The organism is Antarcticimicrobium sp. (genome assembly GCF_029212575.1).
Lineage (GTDB): Bacteria > Pseudomonadota > Alphaproteobacteria > Rhodobacterales > Rhodobacteraceae > Antarcticimicrobium.
On record NZ_JARGPK010000010.1, the window covers coordinates 14,117 to 35,280 of the forward strand.

Below are 21,164 nucleotides of genomic sequence, written 5' to 3' on the forward strand. Positions count from 1 at the left end.
GATCCCGGCGCCTGGGATCAGCGGGAAGACCGGAACGCGATCATCCAGGACAGGGCTTCGCGCAGGGCCTGGCCGCGTTGCACATGGGCCCGATCAATGGCGTCGCGGGTGAGGTGAGAGGTGGTCGGTTCGAACATGCTGCCCTCCGGCTACATCAGGGTTACTTGACTGGACCGAATATGATCGCCATTTTTCTTTGGCACAAACGAGAGTTTCCGTTGCCTCGCACAAGGAAAACTTAACCGACCATGCCGGGCCGCATGCCTCCGCTTACCGCCTTGCGCGCATTCGATGCCGCCGCCCGGCACTTGTCTTTTGCCAGGGCGGCCGAGGAGCTGCATGTCACCCCCGCCGCATTGTCGTTTCAGATCAAGTCATTGGAGGCGCACCTGGGCCGCCCGCTGTTCCGCCGCCTGAACCGGGCGGTGGAGCTGACCGAGGCGGGCCGCACCCTCGCCCCGGGCGCCGCCGACGGGTTCCAGACGCTCGCCGCCGCCTGGCGCGCGGTGACCCGGATGCAGGATGAAACCGGGCTTGCCGTCACCGCCGGCCCGGCCTTTACCGCGAAATGGCTGGCGCCGCGCCTGTTCCACTTCGCCCGGGCCCACCCGGAGATCGAGTTGCGCTTTTCCGCCAGCTTGCGGGTGATGGATTTCGACCGCGACGAGATCGATGTCGCGATCCGTTTCGGCTATGGTCCTGACCCCGGGCTCTACTCGCTGAAACTGGCCGAGGAATGGGTGACGCCGGTCATGGTGCCCGAACTGGCCGCGCGTTATCCCACGCCCGAGAGCTTGCTGGAGGCGCCGCTGCTGACCGACCAGTCACTCGATTTCCTCGATCCGCCCTGCGACTGGCCGGCCTGGTTCCGGGCGATGGGGCTTGCGGCCGATCCGCCCGCGGGCCCGAGGTTTTCGCAGGCGGACCATGCCATCGATGCGGCGATGACCGGGGTCGGCGTCGCGCTGGGCCGCCGCGCCCTGGTGATCAAGGACCTGTCCGAGGGCCGCCTCGTCGCGCCCTATGGAATCGCCCTGGGAACCAAGGCGCATTTCCGATTCCTGTGCCAAAGCGGTGCCGACACCCGCCCGCAGATTGCGGCATTCCGCGACTGGATTCTCGAGGAGATCGAGAAAACCGTCGCGGTCTCGGATGCCATGACAATCGTGCCGGCAGAGGACGTGCCGCCGCCGGCCCCGTCTGCGGGAAGTTAGCTCGACAGACGCTCGATCTGTTCTTTCAGTTTCAGCTTGCGCTTTTTCAGGGACGCCACGTGCAGTGCGTCCACACCGGGCGAGCGCTGGGCCTGATCGACCTCATTGCTCAGGAGTTCGTGCTTCCGCTTAAGTTCCATCAGGTGTGAACTCACGGTCATGGAAATCCTCCTCTATACAACTTGCCCATTGAGTTGAGCACATCACGGCGCGCCTGTCACGCTGCGGACACAATGGTTTTGTCACAAAAGCGACATCTTGCCGGTTTGCCGGGAAATCCGTCACCGTGGCCAAGGGAGCGCCGCGCCCTCGCGTAAAACCTTTGCGATTTCAGGATGATAGCTATCTTCATCCCGCAGGTGGCACGCCCCCGCATGCAAGACCAGCGGCGCGTGCAGGCGAAAGGGTGCCCGCCCATCCTTGCGCGCGCGCAGAATCATCAGCTCCGGCGCCCGCCCCGCCCGCGCCGCCAGCGGCAGCACCTCCAGCGACCCCAGCCGCCCGGCGCAGCCGGCCAGCAGATCGGGCAGCCGTTCGCTGCGCTGGATCACATGCAGGTAACCGCGCGGCGCCAGTCGCCGCGCCGCCGTCGCAAGCCAGTCCTCCAGCGGGGTTTGCTCGCCCAGCGCCAGACGCCGCCCGCGATCCTCGGCCGGCATATGCGCCCCGGCCCGGAAATAGGGCGGGTTGGCGATGACATGGTCGTATTGCCGCTGCCGCAGCCCGGCCGGCAGATCGGCCAGGTCGGCGCAGATCACCTCCAACGCCTGGGCGTTGGCTTCTGCATTCCGGCGCGCCAGATCGGCATAGCCCTGTTGCAACTCGACCCCGGTCAGCGCCAGCCCCGGCACCCGCGCGCCCAGCGACAGGATCGCCGCGCCCGCGCCGCAGCCCAGCTCCAGCACCGATTGCCCCGCGCGGGCCGGCACCGCCGCGGCCAGCAGCACAGGGTCCACCCCGGCGCGATAGCCCCGTCGCGGCTGGTGCAGGAACACCCGCCCGCCAAGAAAGGCGTCGCGGCTCAGCTGGTCTGCGGCGAATCCGCTCACCGGCCCAGCGGCACGTCATTGTCCCGCATCACCCGCAGCGCGGCATCAAGGTCTTCGTCGCGCACCATCATCCGGCGCGGAAAGATTCCGATCCCGCCCTCGAGCACGCTCATGTTTACGTCCATTTGAAAGCAGTCTATATCCTCGCCTTCAAGAAGGGCGGAGGCAAAGGCCATGACGGTCGGGTCGGTGCTGCGCAACAGTTCCTTCATGACACCGGATGTAAGGGCAAGCCGCAGGCGATGTCGAGCCTTTGGAAACGCGCACGATGAACATACCCATGGCAACCAAACCACATGACCGGCTCGCCACCGCCCTGTCCGAGGAAATGGCCGCCGTCGATACGCTGATCCGTACCCGGATGCGGTCTGAAAACGCCCCGCGCATCCCCGAGGTTACCGCCCATCTGGTCGGGGCCGGGGGCAAACGGCTGCGCCCGATGCTGACCCTGGCGGCGGCGCGGCTCTGTGGGTATCGGGGCGAGCATCACCTGGGCCTCGCCGCGACGGTGGAGTTCATCCACACCGCCACGCTGCTGCACGACGATGTGGTCGACGAAAGCGAGAAGCGCCGCGGGCGGCCTACCGCCAACCTGCTGTGGGACAACAAGTCCAGCGTGCTGGTCGGCGATTACCTGTTTTCGCGCAGCTTCCAGCTGATGGTCGAAACCGGAAGCCTGCGGGTGCTCGACATCCTCGCCAACGCCTCGGCCACCATCGCCGAGGGCGAAGTGTTGCAGATGACCGCGGCGACCGACCTGAAAACCGATGAGGATATCTACCTCAAGGTGGTGCGCGGCAAGACCGCGGCGCTGTTCTCGGCCGCGACCGAGGTGGGCGGCGTGATCGCCGAGGCGCCCGAAGAGCATGTGAAGGCGCTGTTCGATTATGGTGATGCGCTCGGAATCGCGTTCCAGATCGCCGACGACCTGCTGGATTACCAGGGCGACAGCGGCGCCACCGGCAAGAACGTCGGTGATGATTTCCGCGAACGCAAACTGACCCTGCCGGTTATCAAGGCGGTGGCGCGGGCAACGTCCGAGGAATACGCCTTCTGGCAGCGCACCATCGAAAAGGGCCGCCAGCAAGACGGCGACCTGGAGCAGGCCCTGGCGCTGATGGCGAAATACGACACGCTCACCGCCACCCGCGCCGATGCCGAGGGCTGGGCCGCCAGGGCACAGGCCGCGCTCGCCCCCCTGCCCGGGCACGAGCTGCGCGACATGCTCCACGACCTGGCCGGCTACGTGGTATCGCGCCTGTCCTGACCGCATCCGCCGACAGCCCGGTCTTTTTCTGGCCGAAAATACTCGGCCGTATGTATCAAACGCACCAAGCCGCTCGGAGGACTGAGCGGTGATTAAGGTTCTAGCCGTCGCGGCTTACTTGGTGCAGCCCTGGCATATGCCCTCCGGCTGGTGCGAAATTGCTTGTGCCGCCGAATGTCGCCCTGTGTTCATGCTTCCGGCCAAATACGTCCTTCCACCCAATCACGATGGTACATTTGAGATTGATCCTAGTATCGTCAGCCCAAGAGAGGGCGGAAAAATCATCGTCAGATTGCCTAACAAGACAGTTCTGTCTGAACGGCGATTCGCTATGACCCGCAATATCAAACGCCGACACCTTCTCACCGACAGTGACGGCGGTCGGAGTGATGATTTCCGTATAGGACCACACATCTCTCGCTGGCGTTTCTCCGGAATTGGTGAGGCAGAATTCGATTCTCCATTGAACCGAGCCATCTCCAGTAAAAGCGTTGTATGCGGCGGTAACGCGATCAATCATCAAGTAAGCGCTGACTTGATCCTGTCCAACTTTGACGGAAATCCTATTGGCGTCCCGCTGCAAATTAAGGGTGTAAACGAGAGCGCCAAGGCCGATGATGCTGACCGCGCCAGTAACGAACGTCAGCCAAGCAATCCAGTCGGTGGCGTGGGCCATGCGCTCTTGGGCGCGAAGATCATAATATTCATGACGGGTGGGATTGCCTGGGGAATACTCTGGTTCCGTTTCGTAACTGAACGTGCCCCTTATGGCGTCTGGCACTTGCCATACGCGATAATCAGCATTTTGGTTTGGGTCATCGGCTGCTTGGCTATAGTAGCAGGGCTGGTTTGGGCAGTAGTTTAGGCCAAACACCCACAAGACAGATGTAATAGCTACTCCGACACCTATGACTAGTCCAAGCGCAAAGACTCCGTTCCGATAGCCATCAAGCATTGCAACAGGAACGCCGCGCTAAACTTCCCTCGGGACAGTTTGTTGCGAACGTTCGCTTCCCTTTCCTCGATTCCAATGTCTGACAGCTTGTCCACAAGTTGAGCGTAAGTCACCCCCTTGCGCTTCAACTCAGCCTTGAGGAGGTTTGCCGCCTTCGATTCCCATTCAGTCTGTTGTGCCATGCATCACCTATAGGGCAAAAGTACTGTTTTCGATACATATGCCCTTGTAACCGATACGTCAATGTACTATATTTGATGCATAGGCATCGGATACAGTACAATGGCACAACACTTCCTTCTCTCCGCAGCATCCCGCACCCTCAGCCTTCGCAAGATTTACAAGGCTGGCGAGGACGCGGCTTACCGCACCTTCTGCGAAATGCGCTGGCCGGAAACCAACGGCGAAGCGGTTTGCCCGTGCTGCGGTCATGACGAGGCGTACAAGATCACCACCCGCCGCAAGTTCAAGTGCAAGGCGTGTCACCACCAGTTCAGCGTCACCAGCGGGACCATCTTCGCAAGCCGCAAGATGGACTTCGTGGACCTGCTGGCGGCGATCTGCATCATCGTGAACGCTTCCAAAGGCGTTTCGATGGTCCAGCTTTCGCGCGACCTGGACTGCCAGTACAAGACCGCCTTCGTTCTGGCGCACAAACTGCGCGAGGCGATGGCGCAGGAAGTCCAGACTGGCGAAGTTCTGACCGATCACGTCGAGATTGATGGGGCCTATTTCGGCGGGCACATCCGCCCGGCAAACGCCAAGGCTGACCGCGTTGACCGCCGCCTGAAAGAGAACCAGACCGGCAAGCGCCGCGTTGTGGTGGCCCTGCGCGAGCGGGAAGGCCGCACCCTGCCTTTCGTGACCATGAGCGAGGCAGAAGGCGTTGCGCTGGCAAACGAGAACGTTGACCGCATGGCGACCATTTCCGCCGACGAGGCGAGCCATTGGGATCTGCTCCACGCGGGCTGGGACGTTGACCGGGTGAACCACTCGGAAATCTACAGCGACCACGGCAAGCATACCAACATGGTCGAGAGCTTCTTTTCCCGCCTGCGCCGCATGGTAGAAGGTCAGCACCACCACGTCAGCCCGCAGTACCTGTACCAGTACGCGAACCACGCCGCATGGCTGGAAGACAACCGCCGCACCGACAACGGGACGCTGGCACAGATCGTTGTGTCGAACGCCATGAGCGCACCAGTCAGCCGCCAGTGGAAAGGCTACTGGCAGCGGGCGGCTTAACGCAGTTCTATGGCAAAATGTTCTTGATTTATTCTGGTGCAAACACATGTATCATTGGGTATGATGGCAATCAGGAGGCCAAAGTTATGTCAACCCTGAGAGCAGCGCGCACCATTTGGAACGGGTGCAACGGACGTGTTTCAAACCTGTCCATGCAAAAGTTGTTGTACCTCTCCCATATGCTAGAGCTTGGCGCGGGTCGAGATGGGCTTGTCAGCCAAAATTTTGAGGCTTGGGACTATGGCCCGGTTGAGCCCGGACTGTACCACTACTTGAAAGCATATGGCAGCAACTACATTCCTGACGTGTTCTCAAGCTCGGCATACGACGAAAACGATCCAGAATATGAGTCAATCTCAGAGGTGATTCGTCAGTTGGGCGACGTTCCTGCAAGTAAGTTGGTTGCAATCACTCACTGGGAAGAGGGCGCTTGGAGTAAGCACTACATTCCTGGGATGCGCAGAGTTACTATTCCTGACGAAGACATCCTGGAGGAGTACAATCTACGTGCAAAAGGAGCCTAAACAGCACATTTTCTTTGGTGCACCGACTTCTGACCCTACACGAAAAGATGAACTAATCCAGTCGCTCCAGAGTCAGCTAGACGACGAACGAGACCGCCGCAAAGAGGAACGGTTCATTTGGCTGGTTATAGTCATATTGATGTTTGACGCGTTCACTTTCCCTGCGATGCAGACATGGACCGGGCCGATCATCATTGGTTTGATTCAGTTAATCATTGTGATCGTTTTGGGGCGACGATGGCAAATGGATGAGATATGGACGCTTACTACAAAGTTGATTGATAAATGGGATGGGAGGCTTGGCAAGGGCTAAGCCAACTCCCACATCCGCCCCTCACGCCGCACAAGCCCCGCTTCGTACAACCTGTACAGCGCCATATAGGCCCGGTTTGTTGCGGCCCGCCGGGTTAACTCTGGTTTCTGAGCACGAATGACCGCCCCTATGTCGCTGGCGTGCTTCGGCCCGTCCCGCAGCACGTCCAGCACCAGTTGCCGCGTCTCACGGTGCCGGGCGGCGTTCTTGGGATACCTGGACGGTTCCGGCGGCTCTATGTCACGCATCACCAGCAACCTACTGGCAAGCTCGCCTTGTTCACCACCGGTCTTGCATAGCGCCAGTAGCGCGCCATCTATCGACTTGTCCTGCATGGGTGCAGAATAGCGAAAACCGACGGTTAGGGATTCCGGTTTCTTGGTGCGTTTGATACATAAGGCCGAAAATACTCTCGCCGAAGGCCGCGCCCCGACGGGGCGCCCGCGCTCACGCCGTGGCGCTGCCGATGCTGTGGGTCGCCTGAACCCACCAGCCGGGGTGCGCCGTCGCGATTTCGGCCACCGCCGCGCGCGCCGCATCCTCGCTGCCGTAAATCCCGAAACAGGTGGCGCCGGAGCCCGACATGCGCGCCAGACGGCACCCCGGCGTGCCGCCGAGCGCCTGCAATGCGTCACCGATGGCCGGGGCGGTCGTGATGGCCGGCCCTTCCAGATCGTTGCTCTGATCCCCCAGCCACGACAGGAACGCCGCTGGTGAAGTCCATGACGGCAGCGCCCCCATCCCTTCGTTGGTCTTCTGCGTCAGGATCTGGAACACCGCCGGCGTCGGCACATGCACGGCGGGGTTGACCAGCACCAGCGGCAGCGCCGGCACCCCCGGGACCCGGTCAAGAACGTCACCGATCCCACGCATCCGTTGCGGCGCGTCGGACAGGCAGACGGGCACATCTGCCCCCAATCGGGCCGCATGATCTGCGCCGCCGAAGCTGCGCAGAACCGCCGCCGCGTCCGACGATCCACCGCCGATCCCCGCCCCGTGCGGCAGGATCTTTTCCAGCCCGATGCGCAGGGTGACCCCGGCCAGTTCCGCCGCGCGCCAGGCCAGGTTGCGCGCATCCCCGGGCACCCCTTCGGCAAAGCGCCCGGTCACGCGCAGCGACATCCGTTCGCCCGGGTCGAACCGCATCCGGTCGCCCAGTTCGGCAAAGACCACCAGCGAATCAAGCAGGTGATAGCCGTCGGCGCGCTGGCCGGTGACGTGCAGGGTCAGGTTGATCTTGGCCGGGGCGACGACCTCAGTCGCCATTGGCAACCTTGAGCGGCCGGGCCCCCTCATCGGCCAGCACCGCGTCCAGCCCGGCCTCCAGCTTGCGCCGGATACGGTCCGGATCGGCCTCGCCGTCCATGTCCTCCGGGTCGATGAAGGACAGCGCCCGCCTCCACTGGAATTCCGCCTCGCGGGTGCGGCCCACCGCCCAATAGACATCGCCAAGGTGGTCGTTCACCACCGGGTCTACCGGCATCAGCTCGACCGCGGTTTCCATATGGGCAACCGCCTCGTCGTAGCGCGCCATCCGGAACAGCACCCAGCCCAGCGAATCGACGATGAAGCCGCTGTTCGGCTCGGCCGCTACCGCGCGTTCGATCATGTCCAGCGCCTCGTCCAGCTTTTCCTGCTTCTCGACAAGCGAATATCCGAGGTAGTTCAGCACCTGCGGCTGGTTCGGGTTCAATTCCAGCGCGCGGCGCAAATCGGCCTCGGCCTCGGGCCAGCGCTTGAGCCGCTCCAGGCTGATGCCGCGGGCATAGAGCAGAAACCACTGGGTCGGCGCCCCCTCTTCGGTAAATTCCAGCGCCTTGTCATAGGCATCGACCGCCCCGGCATAGTTTTCCTGCTGGCGCAACAGGTCGCCCAGCGCGTTATGCACCACCGGCAGCGTGGGATAGACCCGCGACAGTTGCTCCAGCACCTCGATCGCGGCGTCCGGCTTGCCGGCGCGGCGCAGCGCGTCGGCGCGGCCCAGTTCGGCGGCATGGTGATCGGGGCTGCCGGCGGGCACCTGTTTGTACGTTTCGACGGCCAGATCGTACTGTCCCAGCCCGTCCAGAAGATCGGCGCTGAGCAGCAGCGCGTCGATGTGACCGGGGCGCAGGTAGCTGGCGATGCGAACATAGATCAGCGCGTAGTCATCCGCCGCCTCGCCGTTGAGCGCGGCGCCGATGGTAAAGAATACCTCGGCCATGCCGTCGCTGACGCTGCCGACCTGTTCGAACGGCAAACGGTCGCCCGCCGCGAGCCTGTCTGCCACCGCCGTCAGCCCGGGGTCGAAACCGGCGCCGAAGGCATCGGTCATCATTTCCAGCGCCTCGGCGTTGCGACCCAGCTGCGACAGGATCTGCGCCCGCGCGATCACCGCCCGGCGCGACAGCCCGCTCAGGCCCGATTTGCGGTCGGCATAGATCGCCTCGGCCCCCTCGAAATCGCCCACCAGCGCCAGCGCCAGCGCCTTGTGGTAGAGCGCGAAGCTGCGCAGCCCGTTCTCCTCGGCGACACGGTCGAACTGCTCCAGCGCCTCGGCGACCGACCCGGTTCCCATATGCGCCCAGCCCGCCAGCAGCCCGTCGACCAGCGGCCCGATCCCGTTGGCGTTCTCATCGGCTTCCAGCAGCGGCTCGAACGCGCCCCGCTTGATCCGGTCGGCGGCGATCGCCATATGCGCCGCCTGGTTCTTGCGGCCGTCGGCCTGCATCTTCAGCGCCACTGGCAGCGCCCTTTCGATCCTGCCCAGGGCCAGCTGTGACACGATCACGTTTTCCATCAGTCCGGCGTTGGCGCTGTCGGCGCTGAGAGCGCGGGTGAAATAGCTGGCGGCCTGCTCGAAATCGCTCTCGAACAGGGCATGGCGGCCGGCCAGATATGGCCCGGTGCCCGGTTGCGCCGAAAGCTGCGCGGGGAACACGACGGATGCGACCAAGACGGCGGCGGCCGCGTGGCGAACTAGAGATTTCACAAGAACCTGCCTCTTCTGCTGGACCTGTTTCAAGCTAGGCGCATCCGCAGGCAAGGGCAATGGCGCGCCCGGTCGCGGCCGCGCCATCGCACCGTTTCGTTACATGTTGGGATAATTCGGCCCGTCGCCGCCCTGCGGGGTGACCCAGTTGATGTTCTGGCTGGGATCCTTGATGTCGCAGGTCTTGCAGTGCACGCAGTTCTGGAAGTTGATGACGAACCGCGGGTCCTTACCCTCTTCCTCGACCACCTCGTAGACGCCCGCCGGGCAGTAGCGCTGCGCCGGTTCGGCGTATTTCGGCAGGTTCACCTTGATCGGAATGCTGTCATCCTTCAGCTGCAGGTGGCAGGGCTGGCTTTCCTCGTGGTTGGTCATCGAGAAGCTGACGTTGGTCAGCCGGTCAAAGCTCAGCTTGCCGTCCGGCCTGGGATAGTCGATCGGCTTGAACTTCGCCGCCTCGCCGGTGGCTGCCGCGTCGGACTTGCCGTGGCGCAGGGTGCCGAACAGTGAAAAGCCCAGCGTGTTGGTCCACATGTCCAGCCCGCCCAGCGCCAGCGAGGGCATCAGCCCCCATTTCGACCACATCGGCTTGACGTTGCGGACCTTTTTCAGATCCTTGCCGATGGCGCCGCCACGCACCTCGGCCTCGTAATCGTTGAGCTCGTCGCCGGAACGCTCGGCCGTGATCGCGGCATGCGCCGCCTCGGCCGCCGCCTTGCCCGAGAGCATGGCGTTGTGGTTGCCCTTGATGCGCGGCACGTTGACCATGCCCACCGAGCAACCCAGCAAGGCCACGCCCGGCGCCACCATCTTCGGCATCGACTGCCAGCCGCCCTCGGAGATCGCGCGGGCGCCATAGGCCACCCGTTTGCCGCCCTCGAGCAGGTCGGCGACGATCGGGTGATGCTTGAAGCGCTGGAACTCCATATAGGGGAAGAGATGCGGGTTCTCGTAATTCAGGTGCACCACGAAACCGACGTAAACCTGATTGTTCTCAAGATGATAGATGAAAGATCCGCCACCCGCGTTCGATCCCAGCGGCCAGCCCATCGTGTGAGTGACGGTGCCCTCGCGGTGCTTGGCCGGGTCGATCTCCCAAATCTCCTTCATGCCCAGCCCGAATTTCTGCGGGCAGTGCCCCTTGGACAGCTCGTACCTGGCGATCACCTCTTTCGCCAGCGAGCCGCGCACGCCCTCGGACAGGAACACGTACTTACCGTGCAGCTCCATTCCCGCCTCGTAAGACGGTCCGGGGGTGCCATCGGGGTTCTTGCCGAATTCGCCCGCGACCACGCCCTTGACCTCGCCCGCGTCGCCGTAGACCAGTTCCGAGCAGGCCATGCCGGGGAAAATCTCGACCCCCATCTCCTCGGCCTGTTCGGCCATCCAGCGGCAGACATTGCCCATCGAGACGATGTAATTGCCGTGGTTGTTCATCAAGGGCGGCATCGGCCAGTTGGGCACGCGGATCTTGCCCGCCTCGCCCAGCATGTAGAAGTTGTCCTCCTTGACCGGCACGTTCAGCGGCGCGCCCTTATCCTTCCAGTCGGGGATCAGCGCATCCAGACCGCAGGGGTCCAGCACCGCGCCCGACAGGATGTGCGCGCCCACCTCCGAGCCCTTTTCCAGCACCACCACGTTGAGGTCAGCGTCAAGCTGCTTGAGACGGATCGCCGCCGACAGGCCCGCAGGGCCCGCCCCCACGATCACCACGTCGTATTCCATCGCTTCGCGTTCTATGTCGGCCATCAGGGGCTCCCTGGCTAAATCTGTCTGTCTACCCGGGCTCGGGGGCAATTTTCTTTCGCGGCTGAATACCCTTTGTCGCAGGGCGAGGTCAATCACGACACCGCGTAATTCCGCTGCGGCGCAGAAATCAGGATACGCTCAGATTTCCGGTTTGTCCCCCATGAGATAGCGGGGCCCGCTGCCCTTTTCGCCGGCCCGGTCCCCGGGATTGTAGAGCGCGCATTTGGGCAGCGAGAGGCAACCGCAGCCGATACAGCCGTCCAGGTTGTCGCGCAGGGTCTGCAAGGTTTCGATTCGCTGATCGAGCCGGGCGCGGAACCGTTCGGCGATCCGCGACCAGTCCTGCGGCGTGGGGGTGCGGCCGCCGGGCAGCTCGTCCAGCAGGGTGCGGATTTCCGGCAGGGTAACCCCGAACTGCTGGGCGATGCGCACGAAGCTCAGCCGCCGGATGTCGGCGCGGGCAAACCGCCGCTGACCGCCCGCGTTGCGCCAGGGCGCGAGCAGCCCCTGCGCCTCGTAATAGCGGATCGCGGAAACCGCGAGCCCGGTGCGCCGCGCCAGCGCCCCGATCGACAACCCGGCAGGGGATTTCATGTCGCCTCCAAAAAATCTTGACCTCAAGTTAGGTTGAGAGATTAGACCGAGTCGGGTCAAGACAATACAGGAAAGGAAACCCCGATGACCGCGACGCTGGAACACGCCAACCTCACCGTTGCCGACCCCGACGCCACCGCCGCCTGGATGGGCGAGGTGTTCGGCTGGGCCGTCCGCTGGTCGGGACCGGCCAAGGACGGCGGCTATACTGTGCACGTGGGCGGCAAGGGCGATTACCTCGCGCTCTACCGCCCCGCAACCCCGCCGCATGCGGGCGATATCAGCTATGGCATCCTCGGCGGGCTGAACCATGTGGGCGTCGTGGTGCCCGATCTCGACGCCACCGAGGCGCGGGTCAAGGCCATGGGTTTCGTGCCGAACAACCACGCCGACTACGAACCGGGGCACCGCTTCTACTTCCTGGATTCCGACGGAATCGAGTTCGAGGTGGTGCACTACGATGATTGATCTGCTCTGGCTGGCCGGCGGCACGGTGCCGCCGCGCGCCCTGCCCGCGCCTTCGGTCCCCGGCTGGCCGGACGGGCCGATCCGCTGCCCACGGTGATCTTTCGGGGCGCTGGCGCAGGCCGGTCGACCCCGCCCGCTTCGCCGCTTTTCCCGGCAAGACCCGGCCGCTCGCGGGAAATGCCTGTGGACATATCGCCTGTCCCCCCTTGAAATCGGCGTCGGGATTGAGTCAGGTATTCGTCAGCCCAATTGCTCGCCCCGCTGCATCGTGCGGCGGGGCGTCTAACTTTTGCGTGGATAGACAATATGGAAAAGATCCCGATGACGCCGACGGGCCATGCTGCGCTCGAAGCCGAATTGAAAAATTTGAAATCGGTCGAGCGTCCGGCAATCATCAAGGCGATCGCCGAGGCGCGCGAGCATGGCGACCTGTCGGAGAATGCCGAGTATCACTCGGCGCGCGAGAAGCAGTCCTTCATCGAAGGGCGCATCAAGGAAATCGAGGGCATCCTGTCGCTGGCCGAGGTGATCGACCCGGCCCGGCTGTCGGGTCCGATCAAGTTCGGCGCCACGGTGACCCTGGTGGACGAGGACACCGACGCCGAGAAGACCTGGAAGATCGTGGGCGAGCACGAGGCCGACATCGAGAGCGGCCTGCTGAACATCAAGTCGCCCATCGCGCGGGCGCTGATCGGCAAGGAAGAGGGCGACAGCGTCGAGGTGCGCACGCCGGGCGGCGAGCGGTCCTACGAGGTTCTGAAAATCGTCTACGCCTGACGGAGAGCGCGCATCATGGCCGGCCCTTCCTTTGACTCCAACAAGGCCTTGAACACGCCGCTGGGCATGTACGACCGGCCGAGCCGCCCCGCCATCACCGGAGTCGAGGTTGTCGCCATCGCGCTCAGTGTGGTCTGGCTGGCGGGCGCCGTGGTGTTTCTTTTCGTGCTGCCCGCGGGCAGCGGCGAGATCGACGGGCTGCGGTTCATCATAACGCTGCTGGCGGTGTTCCTGCCGGTGGCGATGATCTGGGTCGCCGCCACCGCCGCCCGCGCCAGCCGGGTGATGCGCGAGGAAAGCCACAGGCTGCAGACCGCCATCGATGCGATCCGCCAGGCGCAGATCGCGCAGCAGCAGCGCGGCGCGATGCAGCAGGATGCGTCGGTGGCGAAGAAGCTGGAGGAGATCGCGGAGACGGCGCGCAAGACCGAGGCGGCGCTGGCGGTGTTTCATTCCAGCCGCGCAGTCGAGGCGACCCGGCAGGTGGTGCAGGCCGCCGCCCCGGCGCCGGAGGGCGAGGACCAGGGCGCGCTGGAACTGGGCACGCCCGCCGAGGCGCTGAGCCCGCCGCTGCCGCATGCGGATTTCATCCGCGCGCTGCACTTCCCCGAGACCGCCGAGGACGAGGAGGGATTTGCCGCCCTGCGGCGGGCGCTGAAGGATCGCAAGGCGGCCCAGTTGATCCAGGCGGCACAAGATGTGCTGACCCTGCTCAGCCAGGACGGCATATATATGGACGACCTCTCGCCGGACCGGGCCCGGCCCGAGGTCTGGCGCCAGTTCGCCCAAGGCATGCGCGGGCGCGCGGTGGCGGCGTTGGGGGGCGTGCGGGACCGCTCGTCGCTGGCGCTGAGTGCGGCGCGAATGAAGCAGGATCCAATCTTTCGCGACGCCGCCCACCACTTCCTGCGCCGGTTCGACCAGTCGTTCGCGGAGTTCGCGGAAGAGGCCAGCGACGCGGAAATCACCGCGCTGTCCGAGACCCGGACGGCGCGGGCCTTCATGCTGCTGGGCCGGGTGGCGGGCACCTTCGACTAGAAAACCGGGGAGTTTGCCCCCGGTTTGGTACAATCCGCAGGACAGGGAAACCCGCCGAAACCGCCGGTTTGGGGAGTTTCGGGGCGATTTTGTACAGTCTTTCCTGCCAGCCGGTTAAAGCCGCCGCCGCACGCCGGTTTTGCCATCTGTTAACCCGGTCCGGTCATCCTGTCCCGATCCGGCCCCCGCCCCGATCCCCCCCTGCCGCGGGCTGGACGATGTCGGAGCGGCCGGTTTGACTCATCTCAAGGCGCCAGGTGCGGTCACGGCGCATCCTGCCCCGGCGAGGATCGAGGGAGGAGACCATGCGAATTTCGAGACGCGTGCTATTGCGATCCGCAACCGCCGGGGTGATCGCGGGGTCGATTCTGCCGGGGTCGCTGCGGGCGGCGGGTGCCGTCAACGAAACCACGGGGGCGGCGCATTCCGGTCTTGCGCAGGCGCTGGCCAGTGCGCGGGCGGGCGACACGATCACCGTCGCCGGTTACCATCAGGGCAATTTCACCATCCCAGTTCCGATGACCCTGCGCGGGTCAGAGGATGCGATGCTCGACGCCGCGGGCCGGGGCACCGCCCTTGTGATCGCGGCCGATGATGTCACTATCACGGGGATCGCCCTGACCGGGTCAGGGCCGCGCCGGTCCTTTGCCAGCATCTGGGGGCCGGCCGGGCTGCGCGTCGAGGGGCAGCGCGCCAGCCTGTCCGGGCTGACCGTCACCGGCAATGAGGATGGCGTCCTGCTGTTGAACGCGGCGGACGTGCGGATCGACGGCTGCCGGATCTCGGAGAACCGCGGCGACGGCATCAAGGTGATGGGCGGGCACGGGCACCGAGTTTCAGGCAATGCGATGGACCGCAACGGCGTCGGGCTGACCATCGCGCCCTATTACGGCGATGCGACCGAGATGATCCTGCCGGACGTGCCGCAAACCAACGATACCGCAGCGATGCAGCGGTATCAGCGTGCGTTGCAGATGCTGACCGAGTTGAAGGAGGGGGCCAAAGGGGCCACCGACATCATCGTGGAAAGCAACACCCTGCGCGGCAACGGCACCCTTGGCATCCACCTTTATACCGGGTCCGCGCGGTGCACCGTGCAGCAGAACGAGGTGCATTTGACCGGCCGCGAACGCCAGCCCGACCAGGCCGCCGTCGCCTGGTACGGGGATTATCTCAGCCGCAGCCTCGGGGGGGCGGACGTCACGGATGTGCTGAATACCCATGCCGGGACCGGCATCATCCTGAGCTGCCTGACCGAGGAGCACCGGATCATCGCAAACCACAGCCACGACAACCTTGGCGAGGGCATGGCGGCGAACATGACCTATCGCAGCCTGTTCGAGACCAACCGGCTGGAGCGGAACCGGACCGGGTTCTGGCTGGATTACTCCGACGACAACGAGGCCCGCGGCAACGTGATCGCCGCCAATACCGATGGTGGACTGGTGATCGACAACTGGCTGCGGTCGCAGGCCCCGGCGCCGAGCGGATCGAGCGGCAACCTGATCGTGCTGAATGTCCTGACCGGCAACCGCATCAACGCCTATGACAGTTCCGACCATGTGCCGACGCAGGCCGAGGTGCAGGCGCGGCTGGACAAGGCACCGCTGCCCGCCCAGCTTCGGGAGATGTTGCGCCAGAGCCCGGACCTCTGCACCCGGATGATGGCGCAGCACCTGTCGGCGCATCGCCCCGGCCGGAACCGATGGGACGACGGGCAGTTGGGCAACCACTACAGCGATTTCGACACCCCGGAGGAGGGGTTCCGCGATGCCGACGCCAATGGCGTGAGCGAGCAGCCCCATGCGATCCCCGGCGGTGGCCATGTGGACCGCTTTCCGCTGAGCCTGACCCGCGCGCAGGCCCGCTGAGGCGCGTAACCCCGCCGCCGGGTGCGGCGGGGTTTCCGAGTTTGATGCCTGCGGTCGGGCTCAGAGCGCGGCGTTGAACAGCGCTGTGAGGTTCTCCGTGGTCAGCTCGATCGGGTTGCCGCCACAGGACGGATCGGTCAGCGCGTCCCTGACCAGCGCCGGGATGCTTTCACCCGTCACCCCCAGATCGGAGAGCTTGCGCGGGATACCGAGGCTGTCGTTGAACGTCTGCACGAAGGCGCGGAAGCCGTCAAAGCCGCCCTCGATCCCCAGGTAGGCTGCCGCGCTGTCGAACCGCGTGGCGATGGCCGGGGCGTTGAGATCGAGCACCGCGGGCATGCAGACCGCGTTGGTGGTGCCGTGGTGGGTGTTGAAATGCGCGCCGATCGGGTGGCTCATGGCGTGGATCGCGCCCAGCCCCTTCTGGAACGCGGTGGCGCCCATCGCCGCCGCGCTCATCATGTTGGCGCGAGCCTCGAGGTCGGCGCCATCGGCATAGGCGCGCGGCAGATACTCCCTGACCAGCCGCATCCCCTCGAGCGCGATGCCCTGGCTCATCGGGTGGTAATGCGGGCTGGAGAACGCCTCGACGCAATGGGCAAAGGCATCGAGCCCGGTGCCGGCGGTGATCGCCCGGGGCATGCCCACGGTCAGTTCGGGATCGCAGATCACCACGGTCGGCAAAACCTTGGGATGGAAGATGATCTTTTTCGCGTGGGTCTCGGAATTGGTGATGACGCTGGCGCGGCCCACCTCCGAGCCGGTGCCGGCGGTGGTCGGCACGGCGATGATCGGTGCGATCACGTCGGCGTCGGCGCGAGTCCACCAATCGCCGATATCCTCGAAATCCCACACCGGCCGGGTCTGGCCCGACATGAAGGCGACCATTTTCCCCAGGTCGAGGCCGGAGCCGCCGCCGAAGGCGATCACGCCGTCATGACCGCCGGCGTTATAGGCCGCGACGCCGGCCATGAGGTTGTTTTCGTTCGGGTTGGGTTCGACCTCGGCAAAGAGGCCACGGCCCAGCCCGGCGGCCTCGAGCACATCGAGCGTGCTCTGCGTGACCGGCAGCGCGGCAAGGCCGCGGTCGGTGACCAAGAGCGGTTTGGTGATGCCCGCTGCCGCGCAGGCCTCGGGCAGTTCCTTGATGCGCCCGGCACCGAAGCGGATGGCGGTCGGATAGGACCAGTTTCCAACGAGAGACATTTTCTTAACCTTCTCAGAGTGGGCGCCCGCCGCCCGCATCGGCGCGGGCGGGCGTGGCGGGATCAGCCGGTCACCTTTTTCAGGTGATAGGATTTCGGACGGGTCAGGTTGTGATAGCCGATCACCGAAAGCCCGCCGCCGCGCCCGGTCTGCTTGCAGCCGGTCCAGCACAACCCGGGATCGAGGTAGTCGGCGCGGTTCATGAAGACGGTTCCGGTCTCGATCCGGTCGCCGAGGCGCTCGGCCCGCGCAAGATCGCGGGTCCAGAGGCTGGCGGTCAGGCCGAAGTCGCTGTCGTTCATCAGCGCGAGCGCCTCTTCGTCGTCCCTGACCGGCATGATGCCGACCACGGGGCCAAAGCTTTCCTCGCGCATCACGCGCATGTCGTGGGTGACATTCGTGAGGATCTGGGGCGTGAGATAGGTGCCGCCGTCGTCGCCGGGCATGGTGTCGATATGGGCCACGGCGCCGGCGGCGACTGCCTCGTCGATCTGGGCGCGGACCTGTTGCGCGAAGCGGGTGTTGGCCATCGGGCCGATCGAGGTATCCGGGTCAAGCGGATCGCCCAGCTTGTAGCCGTTGACGATAGCGATGGCCTTTTCGAGGAAGGCGTCGAACAGGGATTCGTGGACATAGATCCGCTCGATCCCGCAGCAGCACTGGCCGGAGTTGAACATCGCCGCGTCGATCAGGGTTTCGGCCGCCGCCTGCAGATCGGCGTCCTCCATCACGTAGCCGGGATCCTTGCCGCCCAGTTCCAGCCCGACCCCGGTGAAGGTGCCCGCCGCGGCGCGTTCCATCGCCTTGCCGCCGCCGACCGAGCCGGTGAAGTTGACGAAATCAAAGGCACGTCCCGCGATCAGGTCCGCGGTGGTGTCATGATCGAGAAAGACGTTCTGGAACACCTCCTCGGGCACCCCGACGGAGTGGAAGGCCCGCGCCATCCGCTCGCCCACCAGAAGGGTCTGGGTGGCGTGTTTCAGCAGCACGGTGTTGCCCGCGATCAGCGCCGGGGCGACCGTGTTGATCGCGGTCATGTAGGGATAGTTCCAGGGTGCCACCACCAGAACCACGCCCAGCGGCACGCGGCGGATGTAGCGTTTGAAGGTCTCGTCCTCGCCCACGTCGATATTGGCCAGCGCCTCGCGCGCGATCGAGGCCATGTGGGTGGCGCGCTCCTCGAAGCCGCCGAATTCGCCGCCGAAGCGGACGGGGCGGCCCATCAACCGGGCCAGTTCGGGCACGATTTCGTCGTTCATGTCGCCGACGGCGGCGACGCCGGCCATCACCAGGTCGATCCGCTCTTGCAGCGGGCGGGCGGCCCAGGCGGCTTGCGCCGCGCGGGCCCGGTCGGCGGCGGCGCGCGCGGCCTCGGGGCCGAGCGTTTCGCGGGTCGCAAAGACCGATCCGTCGATCGGCGAGATGCAGGTCAGGGTTTGGGTCATGTCAGTCCTCAGGCCAGTTCGAACCCGCGCGCCACCTCGTAATCGGTGACGACGCGATTGAAATCCTCGATCTCGCATTCCGCCGCGCGGGCGTAGTGGTCGATCACCGCGTCGCCCATCGCCGCGCGCAGCATGTCGGAAGCCAGCAGCGCCGCGCGCGCGTCGCGCAGGGTATGGGGGATATGGGCGCTGCTTCCCTCATAGGCGTCGCCCTTGAACGGCGGCTCAAGCTCCAGCCCCTCTTCGATGCCCTTGATCCCGGCGGCCAGCAGCGCCGCCATCGCCAGGTAGGGGTTGATGTCCGAGCCGCCGACCCGGCATTCGATGCGCACGGCCCTGGTGCCGTCGCCGCAGAGGCGGAAACCGGCAGTGCGGTTGTCGATCGACCAGATGATGCGGGTGGGGGCGAAGCTGCCCTTCTGGAACCGCTTGTAGCTGTTGATGTAGGGGGCGAGGAAATAGGTATAGTCGGCGGCGTATTTCAGCAGGCCGGCGACATAGCTTTTCATCAGCGCGGACATGCCGAGGTCATCCTCGGGGTCGTAGAAGGCCGGTTTGCCATCCTTCCACAGCGACTGGTGCACGTGGCTGGACGAGCCGACCTTGTCGGCGCTCCACTTCGGCAGGAATGTCACCGCGCGGCCCTGCTGCCAGGCGATCTCCTTGGTCGCGTGCTTGGCGATGGTGTGGAAATCGGCCGTGTCCAGCGCCGGGGCGTATTTGATGTTGAGCTCTTCCTGCCCGGTCTCGGCCTCGCCCTTGGTGTTTTCCACCGGGATGCCGGCATCCCACAGGTGATTGCGCAGCGGGCGCATCACGTGTTCTTCCTTGGTGGTCTGCAGGATGTGGTAATCCTCGTTGACGCCGGAGAGCGGGGCGAGGTCGCGGTAGCCCTGTTTGCGCAGCTCATCAAAGCTGTTCTCGAACAGGAAGAACTCCAGCTCCGTGGCCATCATCGCGTCGAACCCCATCGCATCGAGACGGCGGAGCTGCCGTTTCAGGATCGCGCGGGGCGAATGGGGGATTTCGGCGTGGGTGTGGTGGTCGAGCACGTCGCAGAGCACCATCACCGTGCCCTCGAGCCAGGGCATCGGGCGCAGGGTGGTCAGATCCGGCTTCATCACGTAATCGCCATAGCCCGCGCGCCAGGAGGTGGCGGCGTAGCCCTCGGGCGTGGCCATCGCCAGGTCGGTGGCCAGCAGGTAGTTGCAGCAATGGGTCTCTTCCCAGGCGCTGGCGACGAAGTGGCGGGCGTGGAACCGTTTGCCCATCAGCCGCCCCTGCATGTCGACCAGGCAGACCAGGACCGTGTCCACCTCGCCTTCTTCGACGCGGACCTTCAGATCCTCGAAACTCAACGTGCCAGACATCGGTTGCTATCCTGTTCTCGTTTGGGGACCCCGGCGTCGCCGCCGGGGCCCGTTTCATAACCTGTAACGATCTCAGCCGTAGCGGTAGGGGCGTCCGGCCTTCTGCATGTCGGCGTTATACTTCTTGAAGATCTCGACGACTTTGGCCTTGGTCTCGGACTCGGCCGCGATCTCGTCCCAGAAGGTATGCGCGGCGGCCTCGACCTGATCCCACTCGCTGTCGGGGATCGAAGTGAGCTGCATCTTGGTGCCGTCGACGCGCAGCGACGCCTCGCCGCCCCAGTACCACCACTGGCGGTAGTAGTGCGACTGCTCCATGCAGGTGGCCAGCAGCAGTTTCAGATCCTCGGGCAGTTCCTCCCAGCGGCCCATGTTGGCGAAGAAGTGGCCGATCCAGGCGCCGGAGATGTTGTTGGTGAGGAAGTAGTTGGTCACGTCGGCCCAGCCCACCGTGTAATCCTCGGTGATGCCCGACCAGGCGATGCCGTCCAGCTCGCCGGTCTGCACGGCGACCTCGATGTCTTCCCACGGCAGGGTGACCGGCACCACGCCGAACTGCGACAGGAAGCGGCCGGCGGTCGGGAAGGTGAAGACCCGCTTGCCCTTGAGGTCGGCCAGGCTGTTGATCGGGTCCTTGGTGGCGAAGTGGCAGGGATCCCAGGAGCCGGCCGAGATATGCTTGACCCCGACCTTGGCGTATTCCTCGCCCCAGATCTCGTTCAGGCCGTACTGGTTGAACAGCACCGGCACGTCGAGCGAGTAGCGCGAGGCGAAGGGGAAGTAGCCGCCAAACACGGTGACCTCGGTGGGCGAGGCCATCGAATCGTCGTCCGACTGCACCGCGTCGATGGTGCCGCGCTGCATGGCGCGGAACAGCTCGCCCGTGGGCACCAGCTGATCGGCGAAGTAGAGCTCGATCTGCATGCGGTCGCCGGCGATCTTGTTGAAGGTGTCGATCGCGGGTTTCACCACATGCTCGGCGAGCGCGCCGCCGGCATAGGTCTGCATCCGCCACTTGATGGTGGATTGCGCCAGCGCCGGGGTGGCCAGCGGCGCCGCCGCCATGCCGACACCGGCGGTTTTCAGGAACTTGCGTCTTGTGGTCATC

Annotated in this window: 22 protein-coding genes; 8 read left to right on the forward strand and 14 right to left on the reverse strand. The window is 64.8% G+C overall.

The genetic code is table 11. The features are described from left to right. Positions 1 to 248: 248 nt before the first annotated feature. A complete protein-coding gene (locus P1U75_RS01545) occupies positions 249 to 1,214 on the forward strand; it encodes a transcriptional regulator GcvA (RefSeq protein ID WP_300238949.1) in 966 nt (321 codons plus the stop codon). Here P1U75_RS01545 and P1U75_RS01550 read toward each other — a convergent pair. From P1U75_RS01550 to P1U75_RS01560, 3 genes are all read right to left on the reverse strand, one after another. After that, on the reverse strand, positions 1,211 to 1,375 hold the full coding sequence (locus P1U75_RS01550; RefSeq protein ID WP_300238951.1) for a DUF465 domain-containing protein: 165 nt from the start codon (positions 1,373 to 1,375) through the stop codon (positions 1,211 to 1,213). The genes P1U75_RS01545 and P1U75_RS01550 overlap by 4 nt on opposite strands. A gap of 120 nt (positions 1,376 to 1,495) precedes the next feature. Further along, complete coding sequence (locus P1U75_RS01555; RefSeq protein WP_300238954.1) at positions 1,496 to 2,263, reverse strand: methyltransferase; 768 nt, start codon at positions 2,261 to 2,263, stop codon at positions 1,496 to 1,498. Continuing rightward, positions 2,260 to 2,475 (reverse strand): DUF2007 domain-containing protein, encoded by a 216-nt coding sequence (locus P1U75_RS01560; RefSeq protein ID WP_300238956.1) that lies wholly within the window; start codon positions 2,473 to 2,475, stop codon positions 2,260 to 2,262. Before P1U75_RS01560 ends, P1U75_RS01555 begins: the two co-directional genes overlap by 4 nt. A gap of 56 nt (positions 2,476 to 2,531) precedes the next feature. Between P1U75_RS01560 and P1U75_RS01565 the strand changes: the two genes are divergently transcribed. Further along, the gene (locus P1U75_RS01565; RefSeq protein ID WP_300238958.1) at positions 2,532 to 3,530 is read left to right on the forward strand and encodes a polyprenyl synthetase family protein; all 999 of its coding nucleotides are present in this window, start codon (positions 2,532 to 2,534) and stop codon (positions 3,528 to 3,530) included. 100 nt (positions 3,531 to 3,630) lie between these two features. Here P1U75_RS01565 and P1U75_RS01570 read toward each other — a convergent pair whose 3' ends face one another. Together P1U75_RS01570 and P1U75_RS01575 are read right to left on the reverse strand one after the other, a co-directional pair. After that, positions 3,631 to 4,206 carry a hypothetical protein gene (locus tag P1U75_RS01570; protein ID WP_300238960.1) on the reverse strand — a complete coding sequence of 192 codons (576 nt, stop codon included), beginning with the start codon at positions 4,204 to 4,206 and terminating at the stop codon, positions 3,631 to 3,633. A 236-nt stretch (positions 4,207 to 4,442) separates the two neighbouring features. After that, positions 4,443 to 4,667, reverse strand: a complete 225-nt coding sequence (locus tag P1U75_RS01575) for a DUF6471 domain-containing protein (protein WP_300238962.1) — start codon at positions 4,665 to 4,667, stop codon at positions 4,443 to 4,445. 100 nt (positions 4,668 to 4,767) lie between these two features. Between P1U75_RS01575 and P1U75_RS01580 the strand changes: the two genes are divergently transcribed. Both P1U75_RS01580 and P1U75_RS01585 read left to right on the forward strand, forming a co-directional pair. Next, complete coding sequence (locus P1U75_RS01580; protein ID WP_300238965.1) at positions 4,768 to 5,730, forward strand: IS1595 family transposase; 963 nt, start codon at positions 4,768 to 4,770, stop codon at positions 5,728 to 5,730. Beyond that, positions 5,700 to 6,254 carry a type II toxin-antitoxin system antitoxin SocA domain-containing protein gene (locus P1U75_RS01585; RefSeq protein WP_300238967.1) on the forward strand — a complete coding sequence of 185 codons (555 nt, stop codon included), beginning with the start codon at positions 5,700 to 5,702 and terminating at the stop codon, positions 6,252 to 6,254. The genes P1U75_RS01580 and P1U75_RS01585 overlap by 31 nt, the downstream gene beginning before the upstream one ends. Before the next feature lie 309 nt (positions 6,255 to 6,563). On the opposite strand, the gene P1U75_RS01590 is transcribed toward P1U75_RS01585, so the two are convergent. The 5 genes from P1U75_RS01590 to soxR form a co-directional block, all read right to left on the reverse strand. Beyond that, complete coding sequence (locus P1U75_RS01590; protein ID WP_300238970.1) at positions 6,564 to 6,902, reverse strand: hypothetical protein; 339 nt, start codon at positions 6,900 to 6,902, stop codon at positions 6,564 to 6,566. 112 nt (positions 6,903 to 7,014) lie between these two features. Beyond that, positions 7,015 to 7,833, reverse strand: a complete 819-nt coding sequence (locus P1U75_RS01595; protein WP_300238972.1) for a 4-(cytidine 5'-diphospho)-2-C-methyl-D-erythritol kinase — start codon at positions 7,831 to 7,833, stop codon at positions 7,015 to 7,017. Further along, entirely contained in the window at positions 7,823 to 9,487 is a 1,665-nt protein-coding gene (locus P1U75_RS01600; RefSeq protein ID WP_300239078.1) for a tetratricopeptide repeat protein, read from the reverse strand. The genes P1U75_RS01595 and P1U75_RS01600 overlap by 11 nt, the downstream gene beginning before the upstream one ends. A gap of 150 nt (positions 9,488 to 9,637) precedes the next feature. Then, positions 9,638 to 11,287: an electron transfer flavoprotein-ubiquinone oxidoreductase gene (locus P1U75_RS01605; RefSeq protein WP_300238974.1), complete on the reverse strand. Its 1,650-nt coding sequence runs from the start codon at positions 11,285 to 11,287 to the stop codon at positions 9,638 to 9,640. Between the two features lie 138 nt (positions 11,288 to 11,425). After that, positions 11,426 to 11,881 carry a redox-sensitive transcriptional activator SoxR gene (soxR, locus tag P1U75_RS01610; RefSeq protein WP_300238976.1) on the reverse strand — a complete coding sequence of 152 codons (456 nt, stop codon included), beginning with the start codon at positions 11,879 to 11,881 and terminating at the stop codon, positions 11,426 to 11,428. Positions 11,882 to 11,965: 84 nt separating this feature from the next. Between soxR and P1U75_RS01615 the strand changes: the two genes are divergently transcribed. The 4 genes from P1U75_RS01615 (at position 11,966) to P1U75_RS01630 (ending at position 16,035) form a co-directional block, all read left to right on the forward strand. After that, positions 11,966 to 12,349 (forward strand): VOC family protein, encoded by a 384-nt coding sequence (locus P1U75_RS01615; RefSeq protein ID WP_300238979.1) that lies wholly within the window; start codon positions 11,966 to 11,968, stop codon positions 12,347 to 12,349. 306 nt (positions 12,350 to 12,655) lie between these two features. Further along, positions 12,656 to 13,126 (forward strand): transcription elongation factor GreA, encoded by a 471-nt coding sequence (gene greA / locus P1U75_RS01620; RefSeq protein ID WP_300238981.1) that lies wholly within the window; start codon positions 12,656 to 12,658, stop codon positions 13,124 to 13,126. Between the two features lie 15 nt (positions 13,127 to 13,141). Further along, positions 13,142 to 14,164, forward strand: a complete 1,023-nt coding sequence (locus P1U75_RS01625; protein ID WP_300238984.1) for a hypothetical protein — start codon at positions 13,142 to 13,144, stop codon at positions 14,162 to 14,164. A 305-nt stretch (positions 14,165 to 14,469) separates the two neighbouring features. Further along, positions 14,470 to 16,035 carry a right-handed parallel beta-helix repeat-containing protein gene (locus tag P1U75_RS01630; RefSeq protein WP_300238986.1) on the forward strand — a complete coding sequence of 522 codons (1,566 nt, stop codon included), beginning with the start codon at positions 14,470 to 14,472 and terminating at the stop codon, positions 16,033 to 16,035. Positions 16,036 to 16,095: 60 nt separating this feature from the next. Here the strand turns inward: P1U75_RS01630 and P1U75_RS01635 are convergent, their stop codons facing one another. From P1U75_RS01635 to P1U75_RS01650, 4 genes are all read right to left on the reverse strand, one after another. Next, positions 16,096 to 17,241, reverse strand: coding sequence for an iron-containing alcohol dehydrogenase (locus P1U75_RS01635; RefSeq protein ID WP_300238988.1), 1,146 nt, complete (start codon positions 17,239 to 17,241; stop codon positions 16,096 to 16,098). A 62-nt stretch (positions 17,242 to 17,303) separates the two neighbouring features. Next, positions 17,304 to 18,686, reverse strand: coding sequence for an aldehyde dehydrogenase family protein (locus P1U75_RS01640; RefSeq protein WP_300238992.1), 1,383 nt, complete (start codon positions 18,684 to 18,686; stop codon positions 17,304 to 17,306). Positions 18,687 to 18,694: 8 nt separating this feature from the next. Then, positions 18,695 to 20,056, reverse strand: coding sequence for a glutamine synthetase family protein (locus tag P1U75_RS01645; RefSeq protein WP_300238995.1), 1,362 nt, complete (start codon positions 20,054 to 20,056; stop codon positions 18,695 to 18,697). A gap of 72 nt (positions 20,057 to 20,128) precedes the next feature. After that, complete coding sequence (locus P1U75_RS01650) at positions 20,129 to 21,163, reverse strand: TRAP transporter substrate-binding protein (protein ID WP_300238997.1); 1,035 nt, start codon at positions 21,161 to 21,163, stop codon at positions 20,129 to 20,131. Position 21,164 lies beyond the last annotated feature (1 nt).

Excerpts from the sequence above, each read along its gene's own strand:
- P1U75_RS01545 (WP_300238949.1), top strand. The coding sequence starts at position 249 with ATGCCGGGCCGCATGCCTCCGCTTACCGCCTTGCGCGCATTCGATGCC.
- P1U75_RS01550 (WP_300238951.1), bottom strand. The coding sequence starts at position 1,375 with ATGACCGTGAGTTCACACCTGATGGAACTTAAGCGGAAGCACGAACTC.
- P1U75_RS01560 (WP_300238956.1), bottom strand. The coding sequence starts at position 2,475 with ATGAAGGAACTGTTGCGCAGCACCGACCCGACCGTCATGGCCTTTGCC.
- P1U75_RS01565 (WP_300238958.1), top strand. The coding sequence starts at position 2,532 with ATGAACATACCCATGGCAACCAAACCACATGACCGGCTCGCCACCGCC.
- P1U75_RS01570 (WP_300238960.1), bottom strand. The coding sequence starts at position 4,206 with ATGGCCCACGCCACCGACTGGATTGCTTGGCTGACGTTCGTTACTGGC.
- P1U75_RS01575 (WP_300238962.1), bottom strand. The coding sequence starts at position 4,667 with ATGGCACAACAGACTGAATGGGAATCGAAGGCGGCAAACCTCCTCAAG.
- P1U75_RS01580 (WP_300238965.1), top strand. The coding sequence starts at position 4,768 with ATGGCACAACACTTCCTTCTCTCCGCAGCATCCCGCACCCTCAGCCTT.
- P1U75_RS01590 (WP_300238970.1), bottom strand. The coding sequence starts at position 6,902 with ATGCAGGACAAGTCGATAGATGGCGCGCTACTGGCGCTATGCAAGACC.
- P1U75_RS01595 (WP_300238972.1), bottom strand. The coding sequence starts at position 7,833 with ATGGCGACTGAGGTCGTCGCCCCGGCCAAGATCAACCTGACCCTGCAC.
- P1U75_RS01605 (WP_300238974.1), bottom strand. The coding sequence starts at position 11,287 with ATGGCCGACATAGAACGCGAAGCGATGGAATACGACGTGGTGATCGTG.
- soxR (WP_300238976.1), bottom strand. The coding sequence starts at position 11,881 with ATGAAATCCCCTGCCGGGTTGTCGATCGGGGCGCTGGCGCGGCGCACC.
- P1U75_RS01615 (WP_300238979.1), top strand. The coding sequence starts at position 11,966 with ATGACCGCGACGCTGGAACACGCCAACCTCACCGTTGCCGACCCCGAC.
- greA (WP_300238981.1), top strand. The coding sequence starts at position 12,656 with ATGGAAAAGATCCCGATGACGCCGACGGGCCATGCTGCGCTCGAAGCC.
- P1U75_RS01625 (WP_300238984.1), top strand. The coding sequence starts at position 13,142 with ATGGCCGGCCCTTCCTTTGACTCCAACAAGGCCTTGAACACGCCGCTG.
- P1U75_RS01630 (WP_300238986.1), top strand. The coding sequence starts at position 14,470 with ATGCGAATTTCGAGACGCGTGCTATTGCGATCCGCAACCGCCGGGGTG.
- P1U75_RS01635 (WP_300238988.1), bottom strand. The coding sequence starts at position 17,241 with ATGTCTCTCGTTGGAAACTGGTCCTATCCGACCGCCATCCGCTTCGGT.
- P1U75_RS01640 (WP_300238992.1), bottom strand. The coding sequence starts at position 18,686 with ATGACCCAAACCCTGACCTGCATCTCGCCGATCGACGGATCGGTCTTT.
- P1U75_RS01645 (WP_300238995.1), bottom strand. The coding sequence starts at position 20,056 with ATGTCTGGCACGTTGAGTTTCGAGGATCTGAAGGTCCGCGTCGAAGAA.
- P1U75_RS01650 (WP_300238997.1), bottom strand. The coding sequence starts at position 21,163 with ATGACCACAAGACGCAAGTTCCTGAAAACCGCCGGTGTCGGCATGGCG.